Source organism: Pedobacter superstes (assembly GCF_037622515.1).
GTDB lineage: Bacteria > Bacteroidota > Bacteroidia > Sphingobacteriales > Sphingobacteriaceae > Paradesertivirga > Paradesertivirga superstes.
In genome coordinates, this window is the sequence record NZ_JBBJCN010000001.1 from 670,325 (window position 1) to 683,953 (window position 13,629).

Genomic DNA, 13,629 nt, shown 5'->3' on the forward strand with positions numbered 1-13,629 from the left:
CAACCATTAAAGCTAACTTTAATCATTGGTCTCAAAAAACGATAGTACTCTTAACATAAGTGAAATATATACGCTATTGGTTGCGTATATTCGCTACTCAGCGGTAATTTTAATACGACGCCTAAAAAGGACAAAATCAAATGATAAAAAGGAATTATTATTCCGTTAGAACAGGAAAAATTACTCCAGACCAACAAGTAAATTTTGATGTGCTCAAAAAGATATTTTCCGTGACTTATAACAAACTTAATTCCGAGGGCTATTTTCAAAAATATTTCGGTGTAGACTGCTCAGATGGATACATGCCTGGTGAATTAGGTGAAGAAATTGAAGCGATGATGTTTGTCAATCTTAGGAAAGACAACCTTTACCCAATAAATAAAAACCTTCCAAACTACACAGAAGACGACTTTTTTGATGTAATTGAATTCTTACACGACCATTGTTCGAAAGGATTAAATGGACATTATCACAACTGGAATAACTGTGGTTATCATTATGAAGAGTTCAATGACCTTGAAGGTCAAAGACATTTCAGAGAACTACTAAATCCAATATTAAAAGAATACCTAGACGGCTTCGAGATATCCGAGAATGGAGAAATTCTTATTTTATCAGATAGTGGTCTATCGAACTTGTTTGAAGCAGATATACCAACAAATGACAAAGAAAATATATCTAAAAAAATTAATTCAGCTATAAACAAGTTTAGACGACATAAATCAACGCTTGATGACAGAAGAGAAGCAATTAGGGAGTTGGCTGATGTTTTAGAGTTTTTAAGACCTACTATTAAAGCGCATTTAAACAAGAAAGATGAGAACGATATTTTCAATATAGCTAACAATTTTGGAATAAGGCATCATAATAAAGACCAGCAAACTGAATATGATAAAGCAATTTGGTATAGCTGGATTTTTTACTACTACTTAGCAACCTTGCACGCTGTATTGAGAATGACCAATAAGAAATAAAAACTACCGCTAACATCCCCTTGTTGCAATTGCGTGAAATGATTTATTTATAAGCTGCTTTCTATTACACTAGTGCTGGGTTATCGCTGACCTGCTATTAATTCCGCAACTGCAACAAGCCTTAATCGTTATGGGCAATATTAAAAAACATATTTAGTGCAATACGACCTCGAAAATCAGATTTGGACCGAACAGGACTTCGACAACATGGGTTGGCACGACAGCTCGATTTACGGTATCGCTTTCGGCAGACCTTACGAACTATCATTTGACATTGACTATATTTTCAAATGGGTTGAGCCAACTGCTGCAAATGGCTCCACCTGGTTGATAAACCTATATTTTTTAAAATAGCAGTCTCATAAAACGATGGTACATTGACTATGATATATCGTTATCTTTAAGCATTAATATTTAATAGAGCAGACATGAAAACCAATATTTTACTAACCATTTTATTGTGTTTATCAATTTCTGTATTTTCTCAAATCAAAAGGTTCTCCGTAAGTACGAACCTGCTTAACCTGGCAGTTTCAGGCCCATCTGCTTCGTTGAGTTATCAGTATGCCCCAAAACTTGCTTTCCAAGTATATGGCTCATCTGGAAACTTTAACAAATATTTACATAGCAGTCAGTATCAATTTAAAACCGCTATTCTTGATATAAATACTTTTTATTTGAAGAGCTATACGTCGGCCCATATATCAGGTATATTGACAAGAAAGTTCAAAGAGAGGGATATATAGATCATACCGGATTTGTTTCGATAAGTGCCCGAGATTTTCATGGTAAAGGCATCTCCTCTGGTTTGTTGTTAGGTTTTCAAATGGCAGATTCACGATACTTAAATTTGGAGGTATTTGGGGGAGCGGGGTATGGTAAATATATTTTTGAGAGAGATTACTCTGGCAAAGAAAAACAGCAGGGGTTTATAGACGGGAGGGTAGGAATATTGGTTGGCCTAAAGCTTTAAAATATTGGGAGGCTGTTTAACTATCATGCTTCGTCATAGTTTCTTTTGTCTCAAAAAACGATAGGAAAATGAATTGACACGTTGCGTAAATACTTCAGATTCGAGAAATATAAAATGTTTACAAACGACCTTTTAATTGAGTTTAAAAAAGCTAAGGCTACCAAATACGTCTAGCGATGCCAGTTTTGATAATTTTGAAAGTTTGGCGGTTTCTAATATCTTTAAGTGCAAGCTTGAAAGTGTAAGGTTTTGAAGCGAAATTTTGGTTCAACCTATAAATCAACCTCAGGCATTGTAATTGGCTCAAAATAGTAGATCATGATAAAATTCTCAAGTCTTATTAACCTAATCAGTTATGCGATCAAATTTGTTAGCTTTCTTTATTTGTCACCTCTTATATTTTGGTTCGGTGAAATCAGCTTCTGCCCAAAATTCGACAAAACTCTTTTTTGAGAAAGTTTACCTGCATACTGACCGGGAGCATTACGTGGCTGGTGACAACATCTGGTTTAAAGCATATCTGGTAAATGGGCAGAACCATCAGCTTTCAGGTTCAAGCAACAACCTGTACGTCGAATTAATTAATTCAGAAGCAAAAATTTCAGAAAGACGGTTGATTCGCGTTAATAATGGGGTGGGAAATGGAGTTTTTAGCCTAGGTGATTCCATAAGCCCTGGAACCTACCGGCTTAAAGCCTACACTAGCTGGATGAGGAACTTTGGCGACAATTTAGTTTTCGAAAAGCGAATTCAAATAGTTAGGAACCTCGAACTGGCGCCAACAAAACCGGATTATGGAAAAATACAAACTTCATTTTTGAACGCTAGCTCTGCGGCAACCGGCGCGACGAAATATTCAAACAGGATTACGTTTCTGCAAGAGGGCGACTCGGCTATTGAGGGTGTGCCGACTATTGTTGGTTTCAAGACCGAAGACAGAAACGGGAACGGAATTCTTGCAAGTGGAAGCATTTATTCCAACGGTGGAGATAAAGTCACTGAATTTCAATCTGATAGTTTAGGATTGGGCCGTTTCGTATTAGTTGCGCAGCCGGCGACAAGTTATGAAGCAAGGGGAACGTACAGCACCGGGGAAGGGTTTGTTGTTCCAATTCCACAAGGGCAGATCAGAGGCTTTTCGATGTATGCTCGGATAACTGACTCTTTGCTGAAAGTGTCCATCCGGACTAATGCCATAACCTTGAACGATTTAAAAGATAAACAGCTTATTCTAATCGGGAAAAGCAAGGGAAAGATTTGCTTTACGCACGCGTTTCCATTGAAAGACTTAGAAATTCCCATTACGATCTCCAAGTCCTCACTGCCTGTAGGAATAATTGCCCTTACGCTTTACGATCCTTTCGGTAAACCACACTGTGAAAGGCTGGTATATAATGAAGGTCCGGAAAAGATTACACTCACTATTAGCACTGACAAGTTAAGCTATCAATCCAAAGAGAAAGTAAAACTTACATTAAAGGCAACCGACCAGAATAACCGGCCGGCAAAAGTAAATTTGTCTATAGCTGTCGCCGACGCAGGTATAGTGCCTGACAATGCAGGTAATATATTATCTTATTTTCACCTGGAATCAGAACTGAAAGGGCGTATCGAAAATATATTCCGTTACTTCAATGAAGCCAACTCAAAGAGACTTGAACAGCTCGATTTATTATTATCTGTGCAGGGACGGAGAGATTTTGTTTGGAAGCGTTTGGCCGACTCATCTTTGCACATCAGCTATCCGCTTGAACAAGGAATAACAATTTCCGGGAAAGTACGTGAAGTATCGAAGGACAAACCTGTTATAGGGGCGAATGTTACGCTTTCAGCTTTTGGGGCGAAAGGGGATCGCTTGTTTTCGACGACGACAGACAGCATAGGTAGGTACTATTTCGACGCAGTGCAGCTATATGGGAAGCAGCTGATAACGCTGACATCAAGGGATGTTAAAGGGGCAAAGAATGGCTGGGTAATGATGGACTCTTTGTCCACTAACACCTTAGCTGTTAAAAGCTTCCGATTGTCGGAAAGTAATACCTTATTGAAAAAAAATGAAGTTTTTCGAGAAAGAGCGTTAGTAAGAAAAAATCAGGTTGATAGATTCAGCCTTTCAGACACGATTAGGCTTAACGATGTTCAGATCAGGGCAAAATCAACCATTAGACTGAGTAATGCTATACTTAACAGCTTTGGTTATAAGGACGAGGTATTCAATGTTGATCCAAAGGATTACGATCATGCAAATTTGAGGCATTATTTATTGCATTATTCTTCAGCATCTGCCGACGCCGGCAACTATCTGGGCTGGGTATATGCTGGAGCGTTGCACTATCCCAGATTAATAGTAAACAACAAAGAGTTGCGGTTCGACGATAAAGATGTGGAAATCAGATCGGCTTTCTATGACCAGTACTTGAACATGCCAGTAAGCAAAGTGAAAAAAATTGTGATCAAGCACATGATTGGAACCAGGCTCGATAATCCTTCAACCAAAACAGAAGATTTTTGGGTGATTTATCTCACCATCGACCCCAATGCTTTTGAGAAAAGAGAATATGACCGACTACAGGCTGAAGTCACCGGATACGATGATGCACGAGTTTTTTTTGCACCTAATTACGACCAAATGACTTCCAAGCCAGATTTACGTACTACCATTCACTGGCAACCCAACATCATTACTGACGAAAACGGCGAAGCGACAATAAATTTTTTTAACGCTGACCCTAAGACCCCCGTGCGGATAGTAGCCGAAGGAATAACGGACAATGGTACTCCTTGTGTGGGAAGCTTGGTATATCATGTCAAATAGCTTTTTAGGATTTCAGTATATATTTACTTTCAATCTCTTATTACCTTTAATTAGATTCAAGTATATAGTCACACCGTGATACGAATAATTGCCGGCTTTTTTTTCTTCTTACCACTGTGGTTGGAAGCGCAAACACTTAGTGGTGTGGTTTACCGCGAAGGTACTGATAGCGTCGTTGCCAACGCCACCGTCTATTATAAGGGGCTCGCTCGCATCTGCCATCACTGATGTTATAGGGAGATTCAAACTCAAGGTATTGGACGCCAAAATTCCTTTAATAGTAAGTTGTATCGGGTATCATTCAGAAACTGTAATAAATTATTCTGCAAATGAAACAGTGAAGTTCTATCTGAAGCCGAAAGTAAATCAACTTAAAAGAAGTGGTGATCAGGAACGACGGCGTGTCGCGTGAAGAAAAAGAAACAGAGCAAAGGCTTACAGGGGATCGAGAAATGGCTTTTATTAGAGCGCTATGGTCTGATAAGCTAAAGGAAATGGGGTTCCGAATATTCACCCCGCTATATGATCCGATAGCAACCGGCAGTATTCTGACAATATCCGAGCAGCTTAATCTCAAAAAACGATAGTATGAATAACCAGTTGCAAAGCGAGATTCGATTCTTACCGGACAACAGTGATTGCAAATTGCAAGAGCAGCGGCTTTAAATTGATTTGAAAAGTGTATAAGTTTAATTAAACTTGTACATCAACAGTTCCAAACCTACCTTATCTCTAAGGCCCGCAATGAATCGTTTTAAAACCGTCCTCACACTCATCCTTCTTTCTTCTTTGTTTATTTCCTTTTATCCTGAAGAACTAGCAGATAAGTTAGGAGCCCGTCTAGGTATTTATTTGAAAGAAAACCCTTCAACCAACCTATATCTGCATCTCGACAAAGTAAATTACTTACAAACAGATACCATTTGGTTTAAAGCATATGTCCTTTCGGGCGATAGGATCGACAATCAGGTGCTATACGTGCGGCTAACCGACCATAACAACAAAATTGTACTACGGCGGCAGTTTATGATGTACGACATAAGGGCTCATGGAGATCTAATCATACCTCCAGCAATTAAGGAAGGTAGTTACACCCTGTATGCATATACCGACCGGATGATAAATTTCAACGAACGCGACGTATTTGAACAGCCGATTACAATCAGGCGGGATTCTGAAAGGCGGCTTGAAGCAAACGCTTTTGTTAAAGACACCACAAAATTAGTAAGGGGCAGTAACGTTCAAATAGCCATTCAGATAAAAGAGGGCATTAAGCTACTTAAGTATGTTAAAGGGACTTACCAATTACTGGAGGGGGAAAAGATATTAAAATCAGGCAAGGTTTCTACCGACTTATTCGGAGAAGCAACAGTGAATTTTACGTACCCCCAGCTTGCTGATGATAAAACTTTAAGATTCAAGGCAAATTTCAAAGACGATAAAGAATATGCAGAGTTAGTCCTGAATTTACCTCATGAAGGAAATAAGCTAACGATAAATCTCTATCCTGAAGGTGGGCATCTGATAAATGGGTCACAGAGCAAGGTGATACTCGAGGCAGTGGACGTGAATGGAAACCCCGTGAGCACGGCAATAACCTTGTTCGACGGAAACTCTGAACTTTATAAGGTCACTACCAACAAACAGGGCTACGCAACCATTATTTTCAGTCCCCGGACTGCTTCGAATTACCGGTTGGAAACTGCGTACGGCGGAAAAAAGAAATCTTATGAATTCAGGAGCAGGGTAGAAACAGCCGGCTATAGCCTTACTGTTCGTAAAGTACCCAATGAAGTGACCGCCACGATAAAAAACATCAACGAGGCGGGAAACGCATTAGCTGTTCTTCGCTCGGGAAATAAGATTATTCTAAGTAAAAAAATAAGTCTTCCGAAGGATGATTCAACAACAATCACCTTCTCAAACGACAGTATACCTGAAAGCCTGCTAAGCCTGGCACTTTTTGATCAATCCGGACAGCTGCGTGCCGAACGCATTTTCTTTAACCGCCCAAACAACGAACATCACCTAGAAATAAAGACAGATGCTAAAATGTATGGTACCCGGAAAAAAGTGACGGTTACATTCAATGCCAGCGATAACACAGGCAGCCCGGTGGCCTCGAATCTTTCGGTGGCGGTAGTTGAAAAAAACAGTATTGACCCGCGCACTTTTCGTACTATTCTCCACTCGTTGTATTACAAAGCTGTAAAAGGCAACCTCGCACCGTTCGTATCAACCATGTCTGAAAGAGAGATTGACGATCTGCTCATCACGAGGCGGTGGTGGAACGACTGGCAGAAAATAACGACTTATGTTTCTAAGGGGCACCCAGAAATATTTCCGAATACCGGCGGCGTTTTTGGGGCAGTTTTTCAAAAAACCAAGAAAAAATTCGATGTAGAGTATCTCAAATTATCTACCCTTAACAATGCTGTTGCTACATTAATCCCTGTGGCAGAAAATCAAACCTTTTCAATTCCGCCCGAACAACTTATAATCGATGATACTGATGAGTGGTTGATCAGAGAGTCCGGAGAATTTCGGGAAAATTGCAATATTATGTACTTCACTCACGATCGAACTTTTGATAAAAAAGTACTGACAAGCGGGCTATTGAATTCACCCATTCTGGCAACTTCCTTCGTCAAGTTTAATCCTGTTACAGTTAATGGATCGTTCAGAAAAGCCATACGCTTAAAGGAAGTAAAAATCGGCGCGAAAGCGCCCGCTCAGGATTTCCAGGAAGAGAGCTGTACCGATTTTGTATGTTCATCGAACATACTAAATTGTCCGAATGATCACACTCGTACCTCTCCGGGAAGCATCACTCCTGAAATTGGCAAAAAATATCTTTATCGCTGGGGCTCTACAGCTGTTTATTACGGGTGCGACGACTATCACTTTAAGAGCATTGCTAAACCCCATATGTTTTTTGCACCTGATTTTGAAAGCCATCCAGAGGCAGAGCCTAAAACAGGGACTACTATATTCTGGAGACCCAACACCGGAACTCCGAAAAATGGAACCAACAGCATTAGTTTTTTCAGCTCTGATATGATCGGTGATTTTATAATTATAGCTCAGGGAATTAATGTAAATGACTTAAGCCCCCTTTACGGTTCAGCTGTATTTTCCTTGAAATGATTCATCATTTCCCGGAGCACCCGCGATTCGACATATTCCGGTGGCGACACGCACATCGCAAATTATAATCGTTAGTCTCAAAAAACGATGATATTACCTATCTCCTGGTACCAGCATTACACCACTATTTATTTTTTGAAAAAAGGAACATTCTGTTTAATCCACAGGTAACATTTTGTTTGGAACAATCCACATTATAATATATTGTATGAATTCGGAATGGATATATACTCTGCTAGAGTTGTGTATAGAATGCTATTATTCCATCCTCCAACCATCGTCATACAATAAAAGATTAGCTTCATGAGTATTTTTCGCTGATGGGTGTATTTTTGATATTTTAGAAAATGGAGTACTATTCTTAAAACTCGTTTCATATTGAACCAATGCTTGTTTCCCCTCTTCTATCGTTTGAATCCCTGAAACGCCCTCCAATACCTCCTCTCGTATCCTCACTCGTTGGACATTATTCTTTTTGTCTTCATCTGTTTGTGGCAATAAGTATGGTTGTGCTTTTTCAGTAAATGAGATTAGGGGTTTGCCTACATCATTGGCACTTTGTGTCTGTTGAACTCTTACCAAGCCATCGTTCTGCAATCCTAGGTCGAGCATCTTTTTGGCATCTTCAGGATCTGCAATATAAATCTCTTCCTCAATAACTTTTGGAAACATCTTGTTTTCTTGAAGGATTTTAAAGGCTTGGTCCCGATCGAGCTTTTGCTCGGACGAACAAGAGGCAAAAACAAAAATTGCAAGCAGAAAATTCAATAGATTTTTCATAATAATAGGTTTATTTAAATTTAGATAAATTCTCTATGCTCTGAAATCAAATTAAAAAAAAGCAGCTCCGTTAAGAGCTGCTCATTAATCATATAGACATTTTTCGCTTTCTGGGTTGTTTTTGCTTGGGGTGTTCCTCTTCAGCATCGCTTTTTTGATCTTGCTTCTTTACCGGCTTTTGATTCGCTGTTACAGTTTGCTCATTAGACTGTTGAAGGTCTTCTCTTTTAACCATATGCATTTTCTGGTCATAAATATTAATATTTTTGAATTGAGGGACAGCTTCAATGTAAAACTTAGCATCCTTACCCTCTTTAGAAATAGTAACTTGCTGAGCATTGCCCTTTTCCAATGAGCTAATCAGTTTGTCTTTTTGTTCAGGATCAGCTAAATCCTTAATAGGAAAGTTAGCTAAGGTTTTCTCAAGATTATAACCGTATTGTGCTGTAAACTGCTTCATTTTAAAATTACCTTTATCATCAGGATTTTCAAAGTCGAGCTTTAACCATGCACTGTATCTTTCTCCCTCCTTATTTACCAAATCTTTGAATACCGAGCGGCCTTCTAACAAGTTAAAAGACTCTTTAGCGGTGATACCATTTCCCTTATTCACATAAAAGGATTGCTTTTTATCTTCTTCCGGCTTGCCATTTTGCAAGGTTGCATCGTAGCGATTAAAGAAATACATGTCAGAGGAATCGGATTTTTTAAAATGAAGCGCATAACTCATCTTTTTATTCCATTGAGGGATTTCGACATTAAGTTGAAATGCTGGCTTTTGCTCCTGAATATGGCTTTCCAAGGCATCATTAAGTTTTTCACCGAACCCAAAATACTTTAAATTGGACTGCAAGAATTCTAAATTTTGTGTATTCATATGTTTGTTGTTTAATAGTTTCTCATAAATGGCTTTAAGAGCAGTTTTAAGAGCTTCTTTTACCATCATTTCATAACTGGTTGTATAATCATGAGCATACTGAGATGCATCAAACTCTCTTTTGAAGCAGTTCAAGTCGGTTGTATTTTTGATTACTGATCCTCCATCAAATACTACCCATCTTTTACCTAAGGCTGCTTCGTTTTCCAAGAAAGCAAGTATCTCATTGCCCTTTTCCTCTGAAATTATCATAGTGATTCATTTGATGGGATCCGCGTTTTCGATATCCGTCTGCTTTGCCTTTAAATACTGATGTCTTCCTCCATTCCTTTCATAAACTTCTATGAATAAGGCTTTATCTTTTGCCAGGGGGAACTTCTTTAAAGCAAAAACATACACTTCAGAGCTTTTTCCTGCCACAGTTTCCTGTTCAGGTCCATAAGAGGAAACAGGGTATATTTCCTGTTCCTGGGTTACAGTCCTCGATGCAGTTTTTAAATCCCGGACATAGAACCTAATAAAATCTATATCAAAGTTGAGAGTAGAGCGATTCTTTATTTTTAGCTTAACAAAAAGATTATCATCGGAAATGGTAATCTTTCCTAATTTGGATTTTACTTTGCCGCTTTTATCATTATCAATACCTTGAAAGTTAGTTGCTCCTGCAATCTTTTGAGCCATTAAAGATTTTGGAGAAGTGGCAGGGGATTGCGCAGATGCAACTATCTGCAAAGACAGCACGATGAAAGCGGTAAGGAACTTTAAGATTTTCATAGCTTATTGTTTAGTTTCGTTGATTATTATCTCTGAGCAATAGCCGATAACCAGCTTTCACCTTGACTCTTATCTGTTTGACTTTTTTACTGAAGAGCCCTTTAGCAGCCTGAATTCCTGCTCCCGCAACCTGGGCAGACACAGATGGATCCATTGTCATGATTTGTAAACTTTGAATAACATCGTCAACACCCTTTTTTGAAGCATCCCGGGTAATGGCTCCAGGAATATAAAGGCCTTCTAATCCGTCCAGATCAAAAGCGGAGAGAGAAACAGGAAGGATAGAGTTTTTGAACCGAAGTGTCGCAACTTCAACTTTAAGGCGTTCTCCATCTACCATAGCCATCCCATAAATAAATTCGTTTTTAGGAATAAGGGTACCGCTTACATAAACACTATCTATTAGCCGTAATTTCACAACTGAACCAGATACAATATCCTGATCTTGATGTATCACGGCTTGTATCGAATTGCTTCTGGTTGTAGTGTATTTAGTATTTAGACCTTGAGCCAGCGAATACAAGCCTTTATTACCTTCGGAACCATCCACAACTTGGACCGGATAAGATCCATTTGAACGATTACCCGAATTCTCTTTCAATTTTCCCCTGGCTCTTCCGGGATGCTGAATGTCCAGGATTTTTTCTAGGATGGCATTTAGTTGAGCCATTTCCTGATCACTGCCGTTTCCAGCTTGCAGATTTTGTATTAATTCTTCCAGCCGGTTAACATCTGCTCCCATATTAGACGTACGAGAACTATATTTTTGTGATTGATAATTGCGTGGAACAGATGTGGCCTGCCTGTTTAGTTCGGTGTTAATCAGAGCTAGCTTTTCATTGATTTTTTGTTCATTCGGATCTGTATAAGCATCAGAATTTGATGAGAATGTTAATTGCTGATTGGCAGCCTGATTTAATGTTTCGTCCTTTTCAGATTCTTTCGCCGAGGTTTCATAAATACTAAACTTATCCTGCTTATCATCAGGGCTGAATTTAGCCGCCGGAAGATCCGTGTTAAAACCCTTTTTAGTTTCAGCAACTACTTTTCCTGAAGCATCTGCTTTACCACCCCCCAAAGCCCAAAATGCCATTGTTAAAAAAGGAATAACTAATAATGGCAATACCATCAGGAACTTTCTCCTTTGTAGCGTTTCCGCTGATTTTTGATTTTCCATAATTTGAATTTTAGTTTAAATAGATGATTTAATTAATTGCATTAAAAATGAGGTAAAGGCTTATTCCTCCGAAAAATGCGCTTATCGCGATGAGCAAAATCTTCTTTTGAATCTTTGAAAAGTGAGCCGTTCTACTATTTAAAAAGTTTGCAATTTTGCTCTGACCGCAAATAATCCGGTTTGCTATACCACTTGCCAAAGCGTCCTGCGTTGGGATAAAATTTTTCTCCTTAGGATTCGATTTGAACATCATAGCTATTGATTTTGAAGGATGGTATCCTGGTTGCTTACCGTTTTCCATCTCTCTATCAGAAATCCATGAGGGTTATTATCTGACCTGCTAACACTTCTTAAATAACCTTCGGTCAATAGCTTTCGAGTTGTGGTAGATGTCGCTCGCACTAACTTTTGTATGGAAAAGCACTTAAAAAAATACGGATATTGATTAACGTCTAATTGGACGCTGTCAACAGATATTTCCTGGCTGATATTGGCAGAAATTAAATTTGAATAATATCCATTTTCCTTCAGGTTATCATATTGAGCTTTTGCAGATTGGTCTGCGAGATACAATGCCTTACATACGTTCGTTTGTATCACCTGATCATCTGGGTCCAGTGAAAAGAAATACTGGTGAAATACTTTGATATGGTCTTTAGCTTCTACCTGTATATTGTCTTTTCTGCTCGATGACAGAGCTTCCAAAAGTTTACCGTTTGCTAAAATATAAATGCGACTTTGAGCTGCTTCTATCGCCTGATAACTTTTTACAAGAGAGAAGCCTGATAACAGCAAACAGACAATAATCATTGCTATACTGAAAGCTTTGATATGCTTAAATGCTGTATCTATATTTGTGAGTTGTTTAAACATGATTTTTTTCCTTTAAGGTTAATTACCTGATAATCTATCGCGTTGAAAATTGGATGAACTTTCTTTTCCGTTGTTGAAGTAGCCTGATGAGTTTGCGAATCCTGACATACCCTGGGCCATTCTGCCCCTTTGATCACCCAGAGCATCTGCCATCATTCCGGAATTTGAAGACATGGATGAAATTGCGCTACCAGAAGAATTGCTAACGATGGTGTTTACTTTTTGAAGCAGGGCGTTTCCACCTCCGGCATGAACAATATAGTTGGCAACCCCAGGTACGGTGAAATACCCAACAATTCCAATCACCATAAAAATCAGGTAGGCTGTATCAGTTGAACTAAAGAATGTATCTCCCGATGTCTGCACTTGTGATATGTCGATCTTGAGCATATTCTCTTGAATCTTACCTAAGATTGATCCGAAAATATTTGAGACAGGCAACCATAGAAAGACATTCACATATCTGGCTATCCATACTGTTAGCGTATGCTGAAAGCCATCAAAAACTGCAAAGCCAAATACCAGTGGACCAAGAATAGCAAGCACAATGAGATAGAAGGTTCGGATAGTGTTTATACATAAAGCGGCCGCCTCAAAAAGCACTTGTAACATTTCACTCATCCATTGCTTAATGGAGTTTCGAAAGTTATACGACTGCTTATCCATCCAGAATTTCAGATCATTTCCAAGGCTCTCAAACATACCTTCCCCGGTACCGGATGTTTCTTTCGTTTGAGTGTATTTATACCATTTCTCCCGATCTCCGCTACCATCTTCGCCCACATACATTTGCCAGGTTCTGGAATTTTTAACAGCTTCTGACTTTTGTTTTAGTAGTGTTGCTATTGCTTTATTTGAATCTTTAACCATTCCACCTGTTGCTGCAACAATGGGCTGCAACACTCCATTCATTAATGACAAGACCGCAGGAAATAGCAGTATCGCGATACCTAAACCGAATGGGCGAAGCAGCGGATAAAACTCGATCGGCTCTGCTGCTGCAATCTGTCGCCATACCCTTGAAGCGATGTACCACAAAGCTCCAAAACCGGCTATTCCCCTGGCAACACTAATGAGCTTACTGCATAGTGGAATCATATCTTTATAAACCTGATCCAATACAGATTGAAGCCCCTGAACATCCCCTGAAACGCCTTGCGCAAACAAATTTTCAGGCAAGAAAATCCCTGTAATCATCGAGATGATGATTAAAAATCTTAATCTATTCATGATTTTAGT

The 13,629-nt window shown here is 39.0% G+C and carries 10 protein-coding genes; 4 read left to right on the top strand and 6 right to left on the bottom strand.

From position 1 onward, the window contains the following. Positions 1-140: 140 nt before the first annotated feature. The 4 genes from WG906_RS03125 (at position 141) to WG906_RS03140 (ending at position 7,909) form a co-directional block, all read left to right on the top strand. Positions 141-974, top strand: coding sequence for a hypothetical protein (locus tag WG906_RS03125; RefSeq protein ID WP_339991061.1), 834 nt, complete (start codon positions 141-143; stop codon positions 972-974). Between the two features lie 156 nt (positions 975-1,130). After that, positions 1,131-1,328, top strand: a complete 198-nt coding sequence (locus tag WG906_RS03130; RefSeq protein ID WP_339991062.1) for a hypothetical protein — start codon at positions 1,131-1,133, stop codon at positions 1,326-1,328. A gap of 1,028 nt (positions 1,329-2,356) precedes the next feature. After that, the gene (locus WG906_RS03135; protein ID WP_339991063.1) at positions 2,357-4,762 is read left to right on the top strand and encodes a carboxypeptidase-like regulatory domain-containing protein; all 2,406 of its coding nucleotides are present in this window, start codon (positions 2,357-2,359) and stop codon (positions 4,760-4,762) included. Positions 4,763-5,506: 744 nt separating this feature from the next. Then, positions 5,507-7,909, top strand: coding sequence for a hypothetical protein (locus WG906_RS03140; protein ID WP_339991064.1), 2,403 nt, complete (start codon positions 5,507-5,509; stop codon positions 7,907-7,909). Between the two features lie 258 nt (positions 7,910-8,167). Here WG906_RS03140 and WG906_RS03145 read toward each other — a convergent pair whose 3' ends face one another. From WG906_RS03145 to traJ, 6 genes are all read right to left on the bottom strand, one after another. Further along, positions 8,168-8,689, bottom strand: a complete 522-nt coding sequence (locus WG906_RS03145) for a hypothetical protein (protein ID WP_339991065.1) — start codon at positions 8,687-8,689, stop codon at positions 8,168-8,170. 88 nt (positions 8,690-8,777) lie between these two features. After that, positions 8,778-9,818: a hypothetical protein gene (locus tag WG906_RS03150; protein WP_339991066.1), complete on the bottom strand. Its 1,041-nt coding sequence runs from the start codon at positions 9,816-9,818 to the stop codon at positions 8,778-8,780. Between the two features lie 6 nt (positions 9,819-9,824). After that, the gene (locus WG906_RS03155) at positions 9,825-10,340 is read right to left on the bottom strand and encodes a DUF4138 domain-containing protein (RefSeq protein WP_339991067.1); all 516 of its coding nucleotides are present in this window, start codon (positions 10,338-10,340) and stop codon (positions 9,825-9,827) included. A 10-nt stretch (positions 10,341-10,350) separates the two neighbouring features. Next, a complete protein-coding gene (traM, locus tag WG906_RS03160) occupies positions 10,351-11,517 on the bottom strand; it encodes a conjugative transposon protein TraM (RefSeq protein ID WP_339991068.1) in 1,167 nt (388 codons plus the stop codon). A 255-nt stretch (positions 11,518-11,772) separates the two neighbouring features. Further along, entirely contained in the window at positions 11,773-12,390 is a 618-nt protein-coding gene (traK, locus tag WG906_RS03165; RefSeq protein ID WP_339991069.1) for a conjugative transposon protein TraK, read from the bottom strand. Between the two features lie 18 nt (positions 12,391-12,408). Next, positions 12,409-13,620 (bottom strand): conjugative transposon protein TraJ, encoded by a 1,212-nt coding sequence (traJ, locus tag WG906_RS03170; RefSeq protein WP_431844445.1) that lies wholly within the window; start codon positions 13,618-13,620, stop codon positions 12,409-12,411. Between the last annotated feature and the right edge of the window lie 9 nt (positions 13,621-13,629).